Below are 18,594 nucleotides of genomic sequence, written 5' to 3' on the forward strand. Positions count from 1 at the left end.
GCCATCGCCTACCCCGACCGGATCAACCCCTACCTCTGAAACCGAGACGGCACCCACTTACACAAACACCTTGACAGGCTCGCGCGAGACGCTCGACATCGTGGTGCGACATCCGCTACTGTGACGAAGCCGCACCACGCGGATACCCGACGACCAGCCTCTGGAGGTGAGCCCCATGACGAACATGACTACGTTCGCGTTCCGTCTCGTCCCGGCTCGCTCTCCGGAGAGTCTCGTCTGTCGTTACGTGTGATCAGCCACCGCTGATCCTCGCTTCACAGCCTCTCCGGTTCCACCCGGGGAGGCTTTTTTTCATGCCCATCCACCCACTACTCAGAAAGGAGGCGCGCACATGATCACCCTGAACCACACCGACCAGATGCCCGCAACGACTGACACATCCCAGTTCGACTTCACCCTCGACCCACGGACGACCACCTCGACCCTCGAGGTCCCGGTTCGTCACGAGACGGGGAAGGGGGTGAAGGCGATGGCGTTCCTGAACCGCCCCGAGCGGCGTGTGCGCGCCTCGCAGGACCGCGCGCTCGAACGCGCCATGGTGCTGGAGGCGATGCGCCGGCAGCGGATGACGAAGCGGTCGGTGTACGAGCAGGTGTACCGCGCGCGAGTGACCCGCTGAGGCAGGTCACCTGAGTGGGGGCCGGCGTTTTACCTCGTCGTAAAACGCCGGCCCTATGCTCGTGCGTCGTGTCCCGCTTTCGCGAAACGATCGGCCCGCACACCTTCTCCTTCGGTCACCTTGTCGAGGTGCTCGCCAAGGCGAGCCCGGCTCGTTCCGGTGACCAGCTGGCCGGATGTGCGGCAGAAACCGACGCCGAGCGAGCCGCGGCCCAGCGAGTGCTCGCCGACGTCCCGCTGACGACCTTCCTCACCGAGCCCGTCGTCGATCCGGACGAGGACGAGGTGACCCGGCTGATCTGGGAGTCGCACGACACGCAGGCGTTCGCTCCCGTCGCGTCGCTGACCGTCGGCGAGTTGCGGGACTGGCTGCTCGCCACGGCCGTGGCCCCGGACGCCGCGGCGCGGCTGGCCGGCGTGGCCCCGGGGCTGACCCCGGAGATGGTGGCGGCGGTCAGCAAGATTATGCGCAACCAGGACCTCATTGCAGTGGCGGCGGCCGCGCAGGTGACCAGCGCCTTCCGCACCACGATGGGGCTGCCCGGCCGGATGGGGACACGGCTGCAGCCCAACCATCCCACCGACGATCCGCGAGGCGTGACCGCGGCGATTCTCGACGGGTTGCTGCTCGGCGCCGGTGACGCGGTCATCGGCATCAACCCGGCGAGCGACTCGCCCCAAGCGACGGCCGACCTCCTGCGTCTCGTCGACGAGATCCGGCAGCGGTACGAGATTCCCACCCAGTCGTGCGTGCTCGCCCACGTCACGACCACGATCGAGTTGATCGAGTCGGGCGCACCGGTCGACCTCGTGTTCCAATCGATCGCCGGCACTCAGGCGGCGAACGCGGGCTTCGGCGTGGACCTCGCGGTCCTGCGTGAGGGGATGGAGGCGGCCCGGTCCCTAGGCCGCGGCAACGTCGGGGACCAGGTGATGTACCTCGAAACCGGACAGGGCTCGGCGCTCAGTGCCGACGCGCACCTCGGCGTCGGCGGGCACCCGGTGGACCAGCAGACGCTGGAAGCGCGGGCCTATGGGGTCGCGCGGGCGCTCGACCCGTTCCTGGTCAACACCGTCGTCGGTTTCATCGGTCCCGAGTACCTGTACGACGGCAAGCAGATCATCCGCGCGGGTCTTGAGGACCACTTCTGCGGCAAGCTGCTGGGGCTGCAGATGGGCGTCGACGTCTGCTACACCAACCACGCCGAGGCGGACCAGGACGACATGGATACCCTGCTCACGCTGCTCGGCGTCGCCGGGGTCGGCTTCGTCATCACGGTGCCTGGCGCGGACGACGTGATGCTCGGCTACCAGAGCCTGTCGTTCCACGACGCGCTGTACGCCCGCAACGTGCTCGGGCTGCGGCCGGCGCCGGAGTTCGAGCAGTGGCTGCAGGACCGCGGCCTTCTCGAGTCCGACGGCCGTCTCGTGCATCTCGACCCGGAGTCCTCACCGCTGCGGATGCTGGGGGCGAGCGCATGAGCACGATGTGGGAGCGCTTGCGCACCGTGACGCAATCGCGGATCGGTCAGGACCGTATCGGTGACACGGTCTCCAGCACGGAGGTGCTGCAGTTCCGCGCCGCGCACGCGATGGCTCGCGACGCCGTGCGTCAGCCGCTCGACGTTCAGTCGCTGCTGGAGGGCATCGAGGGGCTGGGACTCGGGCCGGCGGCGGTGGTCGCCAGCCGGGCGGCAAGCCGCGAGGAGTACCTGCGGCGCCCGGATCTCGGTCGCCGGCCGGCTGACCTGACGACGGTACCCGAGGGCCTTGGCGCCGATGTGGGCATCGTCGTCGCCGATGGCCTCTCCACCACCGCGGTCGCCGCGCACGCGGTGCCGATGCTCGCCGCGCTGCGCGAGGTCTTCGCCGGACGCCTGACGCTCGCGCCGGTCGTCGTGGCGACCAACGCCCGGGTCGCGCTCGGCGACCACGTCGGCGATCACCTCGGCGTGAGCACGCTGCTGGTGCTCATCGGCGAGCGCCCGGGGCTCTCGGTCTCGGACAGCCTGGGGATCTACCTGACCCATCGTCCGCGCCCGGGGCGGCGCGATGCCGAGCGCAACTGCCTCTCCAACATCCACCCGCCCGAGGGGCTCGGCTACGCGGCGGCAGCGCGCACCGTGGCCGCTCTCGTGGACGGGGCACGGCTCCTGGGTGAATCGGGTGTGCGCCTCAAGGACTCCTCGCACCAGGTGACGGGCTGAGGGATTTCCCCCGCTGAGACATCGGCGATACGTCACCGAAACTGACGCGCTGTTTCTTGTGAGGTGGCGGCATTTCCTCACAAGCAAAGCGGTGAGTTCCCGATGCACTCTTCTCGAAACGTGGCCGGCGCGCGCGAGCAGGCGACCCGGACGCGCTGTGACGGCCCCCGCAGGCGTGGTGCGTCGTACCTCATGGTGCAGCTCGACTCCTCAGGTGCCAGCGACTGCGAGCGGTGGCTCGGCGAATTGCCGTCGAACGCCCTCGTGGAGTGGGTCCGCGCCCGTGACGTCGCCGAGGCGGAGCGGCTGGTCGAGGAGACGGTCGGAGCCGTTGAGCGACGCCTTCTCCTCGCCGGTCCGACCGAGGCCGTCCACGGTATCCGTGATCGTGCCCTCGCGGTCGGATTCGCAGCAGACGACATCACCATCGCGGCGAGTGGAACCGGGCTGCATGTCGTCCACTGCGCGCATTGCAGTGCCGATACCGAGAGCAATGCGCGCCTGGGCGAGATCTCGCCGTGCGGGGGATGCGGCCGGCGTCTCGTCCATCGGGTGCACGTCTCGCGCCGACCGGACCGCTTCCTCGGCTACGACGCGGACGTTCCGCACCCCGGATAGCCCCCTGAGCTCCGGCCGCGCGACCGCGGCCGGCGGCGGCCCGATGCCGCCATCTGCACCACACCCTGTGCTCACGTCGACAAGGAGAAGCGCATCGATGCCTGCAGCAGACGTTGCCTGGATGCTGGCCGCCTTCGCGGTCGTACTGATCATGTTCCCCGGCCTGTCGTTGTTCTACGGCGGAATGGCCGGAACCAAGAACGCGCTCAACATGATGATGATGTGTATGAGCACGCTGGCCACTGTCTCGGTGGTATACGTGCTCTTCGGCCACGGCATCGTCGTGGGTGACTCGATCGGAGGGATCATCGGCAACCCCTCCGGTTTCTGGGGGTTCCTGGGCATCTACGAGGACCCGGGTGAGCCGATGGTCAGCGATCCGTTCTGGTTCGCCTTCTACATCCTCTTCGCGGCCATCACCGTGGCGATCGTAGCCTCGGCCGCCGTCGGGCGAATGAAGTTCTCCGCCTGGCTGGTGTTCTCGCTGGTCTGGGTGACGCTCGTCTATCTGCCGCTCGGACACTGGGTGTTCGGCGGCGGGTGGATGCGCGAACACCTCGATTTCCACGACTACGCCGGAGGGACGGCGGTGCACATGGCGTCGGGGATGGGGGCTCTCGCCCTCGCCTTCGTGTTGGGGCCCCGGAGGAACACCCAGATGCGCCCGCACAGTCTCCCGCTGGTCCTCGTCGGGGTCGCCATGCTCTGGATGGGCTGGATCGGCTTCAACGCGGGCACGGCGGGAGGTGCCAACTTCCTCGCGCAGTACGTCACCTTGACCACGTTGCTCGCCGGGAGCACGGGCATGATCGGCTTCTGCCTCGTCGAGCGACTCCGCGACGGTCGCGCGACCACGTTGGGCATGTGCTCGGGCGTCATCGCGGGTCTGGTGGGCATCACGCCGGCTGCCGACGGCGTGGACGCCCTGGGCGCCATGGCGCTCGGGCTGGCCGCCGGAGCGGTCGTGGCGTGGGCCTGCACGTGGAAGACCAAGCTGGGCATCGACGAGACGCTCGACGCCTTCGCGGTGCACGGCATCGGCGGGATCGTCGGGTCGTTGTGCGTGGTGCTCTTCGGGTACGCCGGATCGCCCGCCGGGATCGAGGGGATTCTCTTCGGCGGGGATTGGTCGATCCTCCTTGCCGAGATCGCCGCGATCGGCGCGACCTGCGGGTACGCCCTGGTCATGACGTTCGTGATCGCCAAGGTCCTCGACAAGCTCATCGGGCTGCGAGCGAGTGACGAGGACGAATACGACGGCATGGACCTGTCGCAGCACGCCGAGACCGCCTACGACGCCGCCTGAGGAGGCTCGCATGAAGCTCATCACCGCCATAGTCCAACCGCATCGTGCCGACGAGGTGAAGGAGGCGCTCGCGGCCGCGGGAATCGCCGGACTCACCGTCACCGAGGTGCAGGGGTACGGCGCCCAGAAGGGGCACGCCGAGGTGTACCGAGGCGCGGAGTATCAGGTCGACTTTCGCCCCAAGATCCGTATTGATGTCGTCGTCGCGGACGCGGACCTCGACGCGACGCTCGATCTCGTGATCGCCGCCGCGCGCACCGGCCGGATCGGCGACGGGAAGGTCTGGGCCACCGATCTCGTCGAGGTAGCGCGTGTGCGCACCGGGGAGCGGGGTGAAGCCGCCCTCTGACGACGCTGCCCACCAGCGCTTCACCGGCCGTGGCGATGAGCATCTGCTCGTCGTCACGGCCGGTGCTCTTCGGGCGCTGAGGAGCGCCGCCCACGATCACGGGTGTTGCGCCCTGGAGATGGCACGTTCACGCGCGCGAAACACGCGGGCTGTTCACTGATGGTGTACGAAGATTCCCCAGAGTGGAAGGATCGTCATGGCACCGAGCAGGCTGCGTGAACTGGCAGAGGCCCACGACACGCACTTCATCCTCGCTCTCTTCGTGGACTTGCGCGGTAAGCCCTGCGCCAAGCTCGTGCCCGTCGAAGCCGTGGATCAACTGGCCGAAGAAGGCGTCGGCTTCGCCGGCTACGCCGTGGGAGCGATGGGCCAGGAACCCCGAGACCCTGACCTGATGGCGATCCCCGACCCCGACTCGTTCACCCCCATCCCGTTCGTGCGCGAGGGTCTGGCGCTCGTGCACTGCGACCCGCACGTGGAAGGTGAGCCGTGGGGGTACGCGCCTCGCGTGATCCTCAAATCCATGCTGCAACGCGCGGCGGATGCCGGATTCGAGCCGTATGTCGGGGCGGAGGTCGAGTACTTCCTGCTCCGCCGCACGGACGAGGGCGCTCTGGTGACGGCCGACGCCAGCGACACCGCCGACCAACCCTGCTACGACGCTCGCGGCGTTACTCGGATGTACGGGCACCTCACCGCGATCTCTGCAGCCATGAACGAACTCGGCTGGGCTAACTACGCCAATGACCACGAGGACGGAAACGGCCAGTTCGAGCAGAACTTCGAGTACGCCGACGCGCTCACGACGGCCGACCGCGTCGTGACGTTGCGCTACCTCATCACGATGTTGGCCGAGCAGCGCGACATGATCGCCACCTTCATGCCCAAGCCGTTCGCCGACCGGACCGGCTCGGGACTCCACCTGCATCTGTCGCTGCGGTCGGCCGGTCACCCCGTATTTCCCGGGGAGGAGGACGACCCGCGCGGGCTGGGTCTGTCGCGCACGGCGTACGGCTTCGTCGCCGGTGTGCTGGAGCACGCGTGCGGCCTCCAAGCGCTGCTCGCTCCGACGGTCAACTCGTACAAGCGCACCGGAGCGGTCTCGACGACATCCGGGGCGAGCTGGGCGCCTCGCACCGCCACGTACGGCGGCAACGACCGCACGCATTACGTGCGGGTACCGGACGATCAGCGCGTGGAGCTTCGCGGCGGCGACGGTTCCGCCAACCCGTACTTGGCGGTGGCGGCAGCGCTCGGAGCCGGCCTCGATGGGATCAAACGGAGCCTCGACCCCGGCGAGCCGGGCGGGTCCCGTGACACTGCGACGCCGCTACCGCTCACCCTGCTGCACGCCATCGATGCGTTGGAGGCGGATCCGGAGATCGCCGGGGTGCTGGACGCCGTCCGTCCCGGCGTCAGCGACTACTTCGCCGCGCTGAAGCGCACGGAGTTCTTCGAGTGGCACGGCGCGGTGTCGCCGTGGGAGACCGACCGCTACCTGCGGGCCTTCTGAGAGGACAGATCATGTGCGGAATCGTGGGATTGCACCTACGGACACCGACGCTGTATCCCCGGCTCGGCGAGTTGCTCACCGGCATGCTCTGCGAGATGAGCGAGCGCGGCGCCGACTCGGCCGGCGTCGCGGTGTACGGCGATCCCGTGTGGTCGCCTCCAGGTTCGGCGACCGTGTCCTTGCTGGAGACGGGTGTGACGCCCGCCGAACTTGCGGACGCGCTCGAGCCGCGCTTGTCGTGTGACATCACCGTGCACGAGGTGGGTGCGACCCAGCTGGTGAGCGCTCATTGTGACGTGGAGGTCCTGCGCGACGCCGTCGCAGCGGCCTTGCCGCACGCCTTGGTCGCCGGGTTCGGCGCGGACCTCGCGGTGCTCAAGGGCGTCGGGCACCCGCGCGAACTGGCCATGGCATATGGACTGCCGCAAGCCCAGGGGTGGCAAGGGGTCGGGCACACCCGCATGGCGACAGAGTCCGCCGTCACGCCCGCCGGCTGCCACCCGTACGCGGTGGGCCCGGATCAGTGCCTCGTGCACAACGGATCGTTCGCCAATCACGCGACGATCCGTCGCGAGCTGCAGCGTCGCGGTATCGCGTTCGACAGCGAGAACGACACCGAGGTCGGCGCCCGGTTCGTGGCTCAGGCGCTGGCGGACGGCTACGACATCGAAACCGCACTCAAGCACCTGTGTGCGGAGTTCGACGGCTTCTACACGCTGGTCGTCTCCCATCGCGACTCCTTCGCCGTCGTTCGCGACGCGATCGCGTGCAAGCCCGCGGTGATCGCCGAGACCGACGACTGGGTCGCCATCGCCTCGGAGTACCGGGCGCTCGTCGAGCTGCCTGGCATCGAGTCCGCCCACCTCTTCGAACCCGCTCCGGAACGGATCTACGCATGGACCCGCTGACCACCGACGTCGTCGAGTTCGATCTGGCGACGACCGACTTGCGCCGCGTCAACGCGGCGCTCCACACTCCCGGCGGCCTCGGCTCGCGGCACGTCCGGATTACGCATCCGGCCGGGGCCCACGCCGTGGCCGCCGGGCTCGACGCGCCCCTCGACGTCGTCGTCGACGGTCACGTCGGGTATTACGCAGCCGGGATGAACCAGCAGGCCGACGTGACGATCTACGGCAACGCCGGCGTCGGCGTTGCCGAGAACATGATGAGCGGCTCGGTCTGGGTCAGCGGCAGTGCGTCCCAGTCGGCTGGGGCGACCGCACACGGCGGACTGCTCGTCATCGAAGGAGACGCCGCCGCTCGGTGCGGTATCTCCATGAAGGGCGTCGACATCGTCGTCGGGTGTGACGTGGGCCATATGAGTGCCTTCATGGCGCAGGCCGGAACGCTCGTCGTGCGCGGTGACGCGGGGGAGGCCCTGGGCGACTCGATCTACGAGGCCCGCCTCTACGTCCGCGGCCGGGTGGCCTCACTCGGCGCGGATTGCGTCGCCAAGCCGATGCGTGCCGAACACCACGAGGAACTGGCGAGGCTGCTCAAAGCGGCGGGCTATGAGAACGACGACACGGCGAGCTACACCCGCTACGGCTCAGCGCGAGGTCTGTACCACTTCCACGTCGACAACGTCGGCAGCTACTGAGAGGACGCACGATGGACACGGCTGACCTTCGAGCCACGCGAGGACTGCGCGAGTCGGCGACGTTCGATCGCGCCACCATCCACGGCATCCAGCGGGCGGCGCGCACCGGGGTTTACCACATCCGCGGGGGCGGCGCGAAGCGCGCCGTTCCGCACTTCGACGATCTGCTCTTCCTCGGCGCCAGCATGTCGCGCTATCCCCTTGAGGGGTATCGAGAGCGCTGCGACACCGATGTTGTCCTCGGGACACGGCATGCCACGTTTCCGTTGCACCTCGCGATCCCCGTGACGATCGCCGGGATGAGCTTCGGTGCCCTGTCGGGTCGAGCGAAGCAAGCGCTGGGCCGGGGGGCCTCCGAGGCCGGCACGTCGACGACGACCGGCGACGGCGGCATGACCGACGAGGAACGCGGGCAGAGCAAACACCTGGTCTACCAGTACTTGCCGTCGCGCTACGGCATGAACCCCGATCACCTCCGGCAGGCGGACGCCATCGAGGTCGTGCTCGGGCAGGGTGCCAAGCCCGGCGGCGGAGGGATGCTGCTCGGACAGAAGATCACCGAGCGCGTCGCCTCGATGCGCACGCTGCCCGTCGGTATCGACCAGCGCAGCGCGTGCCGGCACCCGGACTGGACGGGACCGGACGACCTGGCGATCAAGATCCGAGAGCTGCGCGAGATCACCGACTGGGAGAAGCCGATCTACGTCAAGGTCGGCGCCTCCCGCACGTACTACGACGTGAAACTCGCGGTGCACTCCGGCGCCGACGTGGTGGTCGTGGACGGCATGCAGGGCGGCACCGCGGCGACACAGGACGTCTTCATCGAGCACGTCGGAATCCCGACGCTCGCCGCGATTCCCCAAGCGGTGCAGGCGTTGCAGGAGCTGGGTGTGCACCGACAGGTGCAGCTCATCGTCTCGGGCGGCATCCGCACCGGCGCCGATGTCGCCAAAGCGCTGGCCCTCGGCGCGGACGCGGTGGCGATCGGGACGGCCGCCCTCATCGCGCTCGGTGACAACGACCCTCGCTGGGAGGGCGACTACGAAGCTCTCGGCACCGCCGCCGGGTTCTACGACGACTACCAGGACGGACGCGATCCGGCCGGCATCACGACGCAGGATCCGCGCCTGCAGAGCCGGCTCGACCCCGAGGCCGCGAGTCGACGGTTGGCGAACTACCTTCGAGTCATGACCTTGGAGGCGCAGACGATCGCCCGGGCGTGCGGCAAATCGCACGTGCAGCATCTCGAGCCCGAGGACCTCGTCGCCCTGACGGTCGAGGCCGCGGCGATGGCCCGCGTGCCGCTCGCAGGCACCTCGTGGATTCCCGGAGGCGAGGGTGGGTTCTGAGCGCGCCCGCACCGTGATCGTGGGTGCTGGTCTGGCCGGCGCCGCAGCGGCCTGGCACCTGGCCCGGCGCGGTCACGATGTCGTGCTGCTCGAACAGTTCACCCCCGGCCATCTGCGCGGTAGCTCGCATGGCAGTTCGCGGATCTACCGGCGCGCCTACGAGGACCCGTTCTATCTCGAGCTGACCGGACGCGCCGACCTCGCCTGGCAGGAGCTGGAGCAGGAGTCCGGGACGCGGCTGCGGACGCAGACCGGCGGCCTCGACACCGGTGATCGTCGCGATCCGGCGCATCTCGCCGGGCGGCTGGCGGAGGCTGGCGTCCCCGCCGACGTCCTCCAGCCGGCCGAGGTGGCCGAACGCTGGCCGGGGCTCGACGTGCCTGAACCCGTGATGTTCCATCCGCACGCCGGCCACCTGGACGCCGACGCGACGGTCCGAGCGCTGCTCGCCACCGCCGAGCGGATGGGCGCCCGCATCGTGTCGGGTGCCACCGTTGATCGCATCGAGGTGGCCCCCTCCGGGGCCCGCGTCCACACCGACACCGGGAGCTGGTCGGCGGCAAGCGTGGTCGTCGCGGCCGGAGCCTGGTTGCCCGAGCTTCTATCGAGTCTGCCGGTCTCGCCGCCGCTTCCTACTCTGACCGTGCGGCAGCAGGAGGTCTTCCACTTCCGGCAGCGTGACCCGTCCGTGGTCTACCCGACGATCGTGCACAAGGGCGACGCCCAGATCTACGGGTTGGCGTCCGGCTCCGACGGTGGGCCGCGGCCGGCGATGAAGATCGCGCAGTTCGACAGCGACACCGTCACCACCGCGAGCCGGCGGGACGGGACCATCGATCCTCGAGCTCGAGAGGTCGTCGTCAACCACGTCCGCCGGACGTTCCCCGGCTTGGATCCCGAGCCGGTGGCGGCGGCCAGCTGCCTGTTCACGATGACCGCCGACGAAGACTTCGTCCTCGATCGCGAGGGGCCGATCGTGGTGGCGTCGCCGTGTTCGGGACACGGCGCGAAGTTCGCCCCCCTGACGGGTGCCTTGATCGCCGACCTCGTCGAGGGCAAGGCGCCCCTCCCGCGATTTGCCTTCCGCGGATGACGACCCGCGGGGCGGATCGTGATGGGATGAGGGCATGACGTCCCCGCCGCCGGAACCGCTGCTGCGCAACGTGACCGGAAGTGCCCGCGATCGGTCCGAGGAGGAGCCGGTCGGCGGCTCGCTCGCCGAGATCATCGGGTCGAACGTCCGGGCCCTGCGGATGCAGAATCAGCTGTCGGTGTCGGACATGGCGACGCGGATCGGCATCTCCAAGGCGATGCTGTCCAAGATCGAGAACGCGCAGACGGCGTGCAGCCTCGCGACACTCGGCCTCCTCGCCCAGGGGCTCGACGTCCCGGTGACCTCGTTGTTCCGCGGCGCGGACGCCGAGCGCGAGGCGGTCTACACCGAGGCCGGCACCGGGCCGATCATCACGCGCAACGGCACCAAGGCGGGCCATGAGTACGAGCTTCTCGGCGCGCTGCGCGGGCAGCACAAGCGCCTCGAATCGCTGCTCGTCACGCTGACGGAGGACAGCGAGACCTACCCGCTGTTCCAACACCCCGGCACCGAGTTCATCTACCTGCTCGAGGGCGTGCTGGAGTACGGTCACGGCATGCGCACCTATCGGCTGCGGCCGGGTGACTCGCTGCAGTTCGACGGAGAGGCCGCTCACGGGCCGACGCAGCTGGTCGAGCTGCCGATCCGCTTCCTCTCGATCATCGCGTTCCCCGATCACACTCCCGGCTGAGGAACGTCGTGGCGCTTCGATAGCGTGATCGTCATGGCGAGACTGGAGGTCGACTCCCTCACGAAGTCCTATGGCTCCGTGCAGGCTCTTTCCCACACGAGTTTTGCGGTCGAGGCGGGGGAGGTGTTCGGTTTCGTCGGCTCCAACGGCTCGGGTAAGACGACCACGATGCGCATCATGCTCGGCGTCCTCGAGCCCGACGCCGGTGAGGTGCGGTGGCAGGGCCGTCCGCTCGACCGGGAGGTGCGGCGGCGCATCGGGTACATGCCCGAGGAGCGCGGCCTGTATCCGCGCATGAAGGCGGGCGACCAGCTCGTGTACCTCGCCCGGTTGTACGGCCTGGACACCGCCGCCGCCCAGCAGGCGATGGAGCGCTGGACCACCCGCCTCGGTATCGGCGAGCGAGTCGGCGACGAGGTGCAGAAGCTCTCTCTCGGCAACCAGCAGCGGGTGCAGCTGGCCGCGGCGCTGACGCACTCGCCCGACATCCTCGTGCTCGATGAACCGTTCTCCGGCCTCGACCCCGTGGCCGTCGAGGTGATGAGCGAGGTGCTCCGGGAGGAATCCGCGCGCGGCGCGCCAGTCCTGTTCTCCTCGCACCAGCTCGATCTCGTGGAACGGCTGTGCGATCGCGTCGGCATCATCAAGAACGGCCGCATGGTGGCCAGCGGCACCCTCGACGAGCTTCGCCGCACCGAGCACCCGCAGTGGATTCTCGACGGCCCGGCCGGTACATCGTGGGTCACGGATATCGAGGGAGCCAGGGTGATCGCCAACGAGGGCTCGCGGACCACCGTGGAGGTGCGACGCCCAGGCGCCGAGCAACAGGTACTGCAGGCCGCCCTCGCGCTCGGGCCGGTGCGCGAGTTCGCGCCCGCACGCCCCTCGTTAACCGATCTGTACCGCGATGTCGTCAGCAGCGACGACCCGAAGGAGGGGGAGCGGTGATGCCGCGTTCGTCGACATGGTCCATGGTCTGGCTCGTCGCCATGCGCGAGGTGCGGACGCGCGTGCTGTCCAAAGTCTTCGTCCTCACGTCGGGCCTGTTCGTGCTCGCCATCGTCGGTGGCGGGGCGTTCTTCGCGTTCTTCGGCCCGGACTCGCAGGACGCCTCGCGGCTCGGCGTGACGTCTGACGCGGCGGCGCTCGAGCCGGCGCTCATGACGGTCGCGCAGGCGAGTGGGACCGACGTGGAGATCGAGCGGGTCGAGGACGATGCGGTCGAGGAGAAGATTCGGGACGGCGGCCTCGACGCGGTCCTCAGCGGGAGCCTGCCCGATGTCGAGGTGACGGTGGAGTCCGACCTCGATTCCGCCCTGCAGACGGTCATCGTCGCGGTCGTGCAGCAGGAGGCGCTCGCCGGCGAGATCGCTGAGCTCGGCGGCGACCCGGCCGCGGTCGCGCAACAGGTCGCCGAGGCCGAACCGCAGATCGCCAGCCTCGACGACGAGGAGGAGCGCGATCCCGCGCAGATGATCGCCGGTTTCGTTTCGGGCATCCTCATCTTCATCGCGCTGATGGGGGGTGGACAGCGCGTGGCGCAGGGCGTCGTGGAGGAGAAGTCCAGTCGCGTCGTCGAGCTGCTGCTCGCCACGATGCGGCCCTGGCAGCTCATGGCCGGCAAGGTGCTCGGCAACGTGATCGTGGGCCTGCTGGAGATCGGTGTGATCGTCGTGGCGGCGCTCGCGACGGCGTGGGGCTTCGACCTCCTCGATGCCAGCGCGCTCAATCTCGGCAGCGTTGCGGTGTGGATGCTCGTCTGGTTCCTCGTCGGCTTCGTGATGTACGCGCTGCTGCTGGCGAGTCTCGCCGCGCTGGTGTCCCGTCAGGAGGACGTGGGCTCGGTGATCTCGCCGGTGATCGGGATCATGATGGTGCCGTACATCGTCGGCGTCTCGATCGCGCCCTGGAACCCCGAGAGCCCCATCGTCGAGGTGCTGTCGTACATCCCGTTCTGCTCGCCGTTCATCATGCCGATCCGCGTCGCGCTCGGCACGGCAGGAACGGGGGACGTGTTCATCGCTCTCGCGCTCTCGGTCGTGCTGATCCCTGCGCTCGTGTGGCTCTCGGGACGGATCTACTCCAATGCGATCCTGCGCACCGGCGCCCGCGTCTCCCTCCGGCAGGCGTTGCGTCGGTCCTGACGCGCGCGCCTAGCGTCATACGTTTCGTGGCCCCTGGGCCACCGAACGTATGACGCTAGGCGACGGGAGGGTCAGCGGGCGGCGAGCGCCTCGTGGAAGGCGAGGATGCGCTGCGCGTCGCGGACGTGCAGGTTCTCGATCATCTTGCCGTTGACCGTGACGACGCCCTTGCCCTCGGCCTGCGCGGTCTCGAACGCCTCGATGACGGCGCGGGCGTGCTCGACGTCGGCCTCGGAGGGGGCGAACGCCTCGTTCGTCGGCTCAATCTGGCTCGGATGGATGATCGTCTTGCCGTCGAAGCCCATCTCGCGGCCCTGACGCGCCTCCGCAACGAAGCCGTCGGCGTCCTTGACGTTGTTGTAGACGCCGTCGAGGATCACGACGCCGTGCGCCTTGGCCGCGAGCAGCGCCCAGGTGAGCGAGGGGATGAGCGGAGCGCGGCCCGGAACGTGCAGCGAATGGGTCTCGTTGACGAGATCGTTCGTTCCCATGACGAAGACCGCAACCCGATCCGATGCGGCGGCGATCTCCTCGGCGTGCAGGATCGCGATCGGCGTCTCGATCATCGCCCACAGGCGGGTGTGCTCGGGAGCACCCGCGTTCTCCATCGCTGCGACGAGCTGGCGCACTTCCTCGGCCGAGTTGACCTTCGGCACCACGATGCCGTCCGGTCCGGCCTGAGCGGCGGCGGCCATGTCGTCCTCGTGCCACTGCGTCCCGAGGCCGTTGACGCGGATGGTGAGTTCGCGGTGGCCGTACTCGCCGGACTTCACGGCGGCGACGACGCGGTCGCGGGCCTGGGGCTTGGCGTCCGGCGCCACGGAGTCCTCGAGATCGAGGATGAGGGCGTCGACGTCGAGCGTCTTGGCCTTCTCCAGGGCGCGCTCGTTGGCGCCCGGCATGTACAGGACGGAACGACGGGGACGCAGTGCGGCGTTGGTCATCGGCGGGCTCCTCAGAGGTCGTAGGCGGCGGCGAGCTCGGGATCGCGCTCGGCCAGGGCCTTGGCGAGGTCGAGCATGACGATGTTCTGCTTGCAGGACGCGTCGTCCTCCATCTTGCCGTCGATCATGACGGCGCCGGAGCCGTCACCCATCGCCTCGACGACGCGCTTGGCGTGCGCGACGTCCTCGGGGCTGGGGGAGAAGACCTTCTTGGCGATGTCGATCTGCACCGGGTGCAGGCTCCAGGCACCGACGCAGCCGAGCAGGAAAGCGTTGCGGAACTGGTCCTCACACGCGACGACGTCCTTGATGTCGCCGAACGGCCCGTAGAAGGGGAGGATGCCGTTCATCGCGCACGCGTCGACCATGCGGGCGATGGTGTAGTGCCACAGATCCTGCTGGTAGATCGCGCGGCCCTCGGTGAGGTCGTCGCCGGTCGGGTCCTGCCGGACGAGGTATCCCGGGTGGCCGCCGCCGACCCGAGCGGTCTTCATCCGGCGGCTCGCCGCGAGGTCGGCGGGACCGAGGCTGATGCCCTGCATGCGGGGGCTGGCGGCGGCGATCTCCTCGACGTTCGCGACGCCCTCGGCGGTCTCCAAGATCGCGTGGACGAGGATCTGACGGTCCAGCCCCGCGCGGGCCTCGAGCTGGGCGAGGATGCGGTCGACGTAGTGGATGTCCTGGGGCCCCTCGACCTTGGGGACCATGATGACGTCGAGCTTGTCGCCGATCTCGGTCACCAGGGTGATGAGGTCGTCGAGCACCCACGGCGAGTCGAGGCTGTTCACCCGGGTCCACAGCTGCGTGTCACCGAAGTCGTTCGCCTTCGCGATGTCGACGAGGCCCTGGCGGGCGGCTTCCTTCTTGTCGGTCTTGACCGCGTCCTCGAGGTTGCCGAGGAGGATGTCGACCTTCGCGGCGATGTCGGGGACCTTGGCCGCCATCTTCTCGTTGCTGGGATCGAAGAAGTGGATCATCCGGCTCGGCTTGAACGGGATGTCCACGTTCGGGACCGGGGCGCCGACGGCCAGAGGACGGAAGAACGCTCGAGGACTACGCACGCTGAACCCTTCGTGAGGCGGCTGGTTACCGCTCAGTATGCCGAAGGCGTGACGGAGGGCACGCCGGGGGCCGCGATGCCGCACAGCGCTCAGGCGAGCGCGTCGAGCTCCTCGGGGCTGAGCGTCAGGGCGAACGACTCGACGAGGGACACCAGCTGTTCGGGTGTCCGTGCGCTGGCGATCGGCGCGGCCACCGTCGGCTGCTGGCGCAACCAGGCCAGCGATACGGCGGCGATGCTCAGGCCGTTCTCCTTGGCGATGCGCTCGAGGACGAGGAGGAGGTCGAGATTGCGAGGGTCGTCCGCGTACGCCGCCGCGCCACCCTGGCGCGGCGAGTCCACCGACGTGCCGGGACGGTACTTGCCGGTCAGGAACCCGCTCGCGAGCGAGTAGTACGGCGCCTCGACGAGGCCGAGTTCGGCGAGTGTCGGAGCCAGCGACTGCTCGAAGCCGCGCTCGACCAGGTTGTAGTGGTCCTGGCTGACGGAGAAGGGAGCGCGTCCGGCGGTATCGGCGGCTTCCACGACGGCACGCAGGCGCTCGGCGGAGAAGTTCGAGAGACCGAGCGCGCGGACCTTGCCCTCCTGGACGAGCGAGTCGAACACCTCGGAGATCTCGTCGGGCGTCGCGTTCTCATCGTCCTGATGGGCGTAGTAGAGATCGACGTACTCGGTCTTGAGGCGGCGCAGGGAGCCGTCGATCGCGGCGCGGACGTTGGCGGCCGAGAGGCCGGGCTGCTGGTTCCACATGCCGACCTTGGTGGCGATCTGCACGCGGTCGCGCACGCCACGGCTGGTGAGCCACTCACCGATGATCGTCTCGGAGTCGCCGCCGCGGTTGCCGGGCACCCAAGCCGAGTACACGTCGGCGGTGTCGATGGTGGTGCCACCGGCCGCGACGAACGCGTCGAGGACCGCGAAGCTCTGCTCGCGGTCGGCGGTCCAGCCGAAGGTGTTGCCGCCGAGGACGAGGGGGCCGAGGTCGAGGTTGCTCATACGGAGGGTCAACGTCCCGGACGTGGCACGCCTTCCTCGACGGAACGTGCGCTGCGTCACATCGCGGTCCACCTCAGCCGAACGGAAGCTCGTCCTGATCGTCGTCGGTGCTGGAGGAGAGGTGCCGGTGCGCCGACAGCAGCTCGATCTCGGGACGCTCGGCCATGAAACGCTCGACCTTGTCGAGCACCTCCACCACGTGTGACCGGTCGATCGACACGAGGCTCCCGCCGATGCCGGCGCGTCGGTACAGGTCGACGCTGTCGGTCTCGGCCGCGGACAGCGCGAAGCGTCGCTGCAGCTCATTCACGATGGGCCGCACGATGCTGCGCTTCTCCTTGAGCGAGTGGACGTCGCCGAGGCGCACGTCGAACTCGATCCAGCCGATCCACATGCCCGTAGTCTGCCAACTCGCCGTCAGCTGTAACCGGTGGGCGGGCGGTGAGTTATCCCGCACGTGAGGCGGCCGAATGCGGGATCACTCACCGCCCACGCTGATCGGACGCGCTCCGCCCCACGACGCGCTTCATCCACCGCTGACGTTGAGGCCTCGGACAATGACGAAAGCCCCCGCCGGAGCGGGGGCTTGTCGTGGTACACCCCCAGGGACTCGAACCCTGAACCCGCTGATTAAGAGTCAGCTGCTCTGCCAATTGAGCTAGGGGTGCAGTGCGCGGCGCGCGAGTAAGAACTCTACCGCACAGCACCCAACGCCGGAAATCGGGGTGTGGCGACGCGGGGCTCGCATCCCTGGGCGAAGCCCCTGCCCGCTTCCTACGATGACCGGTATGTCCGATTCGGGGAAGAACAGGGATGCGCCGACGGCGGACGAGCGTCGGGCGAAGTGGAAGATCATCGGTCCGGGCATCGTTGTCGCCGGCACGGGCGTGGGCGCCGGTGACCTGGTCGCTACGCTCTCGGCCGGTGCGCGCTTCGGCTATGCGTTGCTGTGGGCGGTCGTCCTCGGCACGGTCTTCAAGATCATCCTGGTCGAGGGTGCCGGGCGGTACAGCCTGGCGAGTGGACGCACGATCTTCCAGGGCTGGCGATCGCTCGGCGCGTGGACGAGCTGGTACTTCGGCCCATACATCGTGATCTGGGGACTCGTGTACGGCGCCACGGCGATGTCGTCCTCGGCCTTGCCGCTGGTCGCACTGTTCCCTGGCGGCCCCGATCTGAAGGTCTGGGCCGTGGCGATGGGACTCATCGGCTTCGCCCTCGTGTGGCTCGGGCGCTACGCGCTGGTCGAGAAGCTCATGGCGCTGTTCGTCGGGGTCATGTTCGTCACCGTGGTCGGGGCCGCGATCCTCGCCGCGCCGAACCTTCTCGACATCGCCGGCGGGCTCGTGCCCCACATCCCCGAAGGCGGTCTGGTGAACACCCTCGCAGTGGCCGGCGGTGTCGGCGGCACCATCACCCTCGCCGCATACGGCTACTGGTTGCGTGAGAAGGGCTGGTCGACGCCGGCGTGGATGCGCGTCATGCGCATCGACAACTCCGTGGCCTACGTTGTCACCGGCATCTTCGTGATCGCGATGCTCATCGTCGGTGCGGAGCTGCTCTACAGCGTCAACGTCGCGCTCGGTTCGGGCGATCAGGCGCTCGTCGGCCTCTCCGACGTGCTCGACGACCGTTACGGCGAGGTCTACGGCACGGTCTTCCTCGTCGGCTTCTGGGCCGCCTCGATGTCCTCGCTCATCGGAGTCTGGAACGGTGTGGCGCTCATGTTCGCCGACTTCCTCGGCACCTCTCGCGGTCTGCCCGCCGACGACCCGCGCATGCACTCGGGCGGCACCTACTACCGCGGCTACCTCGTGTGGCTGACGTTCCCGCCGATGCTCCTGCTGTTCCTCAACGAACCCGTCGCGGTCATCCTCGCCTACGGCGTACTGGGATCGATCTTCATGCCGTTCCTGGCACTCACCCTGCTGGGGTTGCTCAACACCGATCGAGTCCCGCGCGAATGGCGCAACGGAGCACTGGGCAACATCGCGTTGGGCGTGTGCGCGCTGCTCTTCGTCGCCATCGGTGTGCACGAGCTGTATCAGGTCGTGACCGGCGCCTGACCGGCCCGAGATGCCCTAG

Annotated in this window: 19 protein-coding genes and 1 tRNA gene; 15 read left to right on the forward strand and 5 right to left on the reverse strand. The window is 68.7% G+C overall.

Annotated elements, in window-relative coordinates:
- Window positions 1-352 precede the first annotated feature (352 nt).
- From D9V41_RS14300 to D9V41_RS14365, 14 genes are all read left to right on the forward strand, one after another.
- Entirely contained in the window at window positions 353-640 is a 288-nt protein-coding gene (locus D9V41_RS14300) for a hypothetical protein (RefSeq protein ID WP_121795268.1), read from the forward strand.
- Window positions 641-708: 68 nt separating this feature from the next.
- Complete coding sequence (locus D9V41_RS14305) at window positions 709-2,121, forward strand: ethanolamine ammonia-lyase subunit EutB (protein ID WP_121795269.1); 1,413 nt, start codon at window positions 709-711, stop codon at window positions 2,119-2,121.
- Window positions 2,118-2,846, forward strand: coding sequence for an ethanolamine ammonia-lyase subunit EutC (gene eutC, locus D9V41_RS14310; protein ID WP_121795270.1), 729 nt, complete (start codon window positions 2,118-2,120; stop codon window positions 2,844-2,846). The genes D9V41_RS14305 and eutC overlap by 4 nt, the downstream gene beginning before the upstream one ends.
- A 102-nt stretch (window positions 2,847-2,948) precedes the next feature.
- The gene (locus D9V41_RS14315; RefSeq protein ID WP_133434205.1) at window positions 2,949-3,464 is read left to right on the forward strand and encodes a dimethylamine monooxygenase subunit DmmA family protein; all 516 of its coding nucleotides are present in this window, start codon (window positions 2,949-2,951) and stop codon (window positions 3,462-3,464) included.
- A gap of 97 nt (window positions 3,465-3,561) precedes the next feature.
- Entirely contained in the window at window positions 3,562-4,770 is a 1,209-nt protein-coding gene (locus D9V41_RS14320) for an ammonium transporter (protein WP_208006874.1), read from the forward strand.
- A gap of 10 nt (window positions 4,771-4,780) precedes the next feature.
- The gene (locus tag D9V41_RS14325) at window positions 4,781-5,119 is read left to right on the forward strand and encodes a P-II family nitrogen regulator (protein ID WP_121795273.1); all 339 of its coding nucleotides are present in this window, start codon (window positions 4,781-4,783) and stop codon (window positions 5,117-5,119) included.
- 196 nt (window positions 5,120-5,315) lie between these two features.
- Window positions 5,316-6,632 (forward strand): type III glutamate--ammonia ligase, encoded by a 1,317-nt coding sequence (glnT, locus tag D9V41_RS14330; protein WP_121795274.1) that lies wholly within the window; start codon window positions 5,316-5,318, stop codon window positions 6,630-6,632.
- An 11-nt stretch (window positions 6,633-6,643) separates the two neighbouring features.
- The gene (locus tag D9V41_RS14335) at window positions 6,644-7,540 is read left to right on the forward strand and encodes a class II glutamine amidotransferase domain-containing protein (protein WP_121795275.1); all 897 of its coding nucleotides are present in this window, start codon (window positions 6,644-6,646) and stop codon (window positions 7,538-7,540) included.
- Window positions 7,528-8,232: a protein glxC gene (locus tag D9V41_RS14340; RefSeq protein WP_121795276.1), complete on the forward strand. Its 705-nt coding sequence runs from the start codon at window positions 7,528-7,530 to the stop codon at window positions 8,230-8,232. Before D9V41_RS14335 ends, D9V41_RS14340 begins: the two co-directional genes overlap by 13 nt.
- An 11-nt stretch (window positions 8,233-8,243) precedes the next feature.
- Window positions 8,244-9,581 (forward strand): FMN-binding glutamate synthase family protein, encoded by a 1,338-nt coding sequence (locus tag D9V41_RS14345; protein WP_121795277.1) that lies wholly within the window; start codon window positions 8,244-8,246, stop codon window positions 9,579-9,581.
- Complete coding sequence (locus D9V41_RS14350) at window positions 9,571-10,674, forward strand: FAD-dependent oxidoreductase (protein WP_208006875.1); 1,104 nt, start codon at window positions 9,571-9,573, stop codon at window positions 10,672-10,674. The genes D9V41_RS14345 and D9V41_RS14350 overlap by 11 nt, the downstream gene beginning before the upstream one ends.
- 34 nt (window positions 10,675-10,708) lie before the next feature.
- A complete protein-coding gene (locus tag D9V41_RS14355) occupies window positions 10,709-11,365 on the forward strand; it encodes a helix-turn-helix domain-containing protein (RefSeq protein WP_121795278.1) in 657 nt (218 codons plus the stop codon).
- A gap of 33 nt (window positions 11,366-11,398) precedes the next feature.
- Entirely contained in the window at window positions 11,399-12,313 is a 915-nt protein-coding gene (locus D9V41_RS14360) for an ABC transporter ATP-binding protein (protein ID WP_121795341.1), read from the forward strand.
- Window positions 12,313-13,509, forward strand: coding sequence for an ABC transporter permease (locus D9V41_RS14365; RefSeq protein WP_121795279.1), 1,197 nt, complete (start codon window positions 12,313-12,315; stop codon window positions 13,507-13,509). Before D9V41_RS14360 ends, D9V41_RS14365 begins: the two co-directional genes overlap by 1 nt.
- Window positions 13,510-13,580: 71 nt before the next feature.
- Here the strand turns inward: D9V41_RS14365 and D9V41_RS14370 are convergent, their stop codons facing one another.
- The 5 genes from D9V41_RS14370 to D9V41_RS14390 form a co-directional block, all read right to left on the reverse strand.
- A complete protein-coding gene (locus D9V41_RS14370) occupies window positions 13,581-14,453 on the reverse strand; it encodes an HpcH/HpaI aldolase/citrate lyase family protein (RefSeq protein ID WP_121795280.1) in 873 nt (290 codons plus the stop codon).
- A gap of 11 nt (window positions 14,454-14,464) precedes the next feature.
- Entirely contained in the window at window positions 14,465-15,514 is a 1,050-nt protein-coding gene (locus tag D9V41_RS14375) for an HpcH/HpaI aldolase/citrate lyase family protein (protein ID WP_121795281.1), read from the reverse strand.
- Window positions 15,515-15,603: 89 nt separating this feature from the next.
- On the reverse strand, window positions 15,604-16,509 hold the full coding sequence (locus D9V41_RS14380) for an aldo/keto reductase (protein ID WP_121795282.1): 906 nt from the start codon (window positions 16,507-16,509) through the stop codon (window positions 15,604-15,606).
- Between the two features lie 73 nt (window positions 16,510-16,582).
- On the reverse strand, window positions 16,583-16,903 hold the full coding sequence (locus D9V41_RS14385) for a DUF503 domain-containing protein (RefSeq protein ID WP_121795283.1): 321 nt from the start codon (window positions 16,901-16,903) through the stop codon (window positions 16,583-16,585).
- A 198-nt stretch (window positions 16,904-17,101) separates the two neighbouring features.
- Window positions 17,102-17,177 (reverse strand) — tRNA-Lys (locus D9V41_RS14390).
- A 120-nt stretch (window positions 17,178-17,297) separates the two neighbouring features.
- Here D9V41_RS14390 and D9V41_RS14395 point away from each other — a divergent pair.
- Window positions 17,298-18,575 (forward strand): Nramp family divalent metal transporter, encoded by a 1,278-nt coding sequence (locus D9V41_RS14395; RefSeq protein WP_121795284.1) that lies wholly within the window; start codon window positions 17,298-17,300, stop codon window positions 18,573-18,575.
- Window positions 18,576-18,594: the final 19 nt, after the last annotated feature.

This window comes from Aeromicrobium phragmitis, from assembly GCF_003674095.1.
GTDB classification, from domain to species: domain Bacteria; phylum Actinomycetota; class Actinomycetes; order Propionibacteriales; family Nocardioidaceae; genus Aeromicrobium; species Aeromicrobium phragmitis.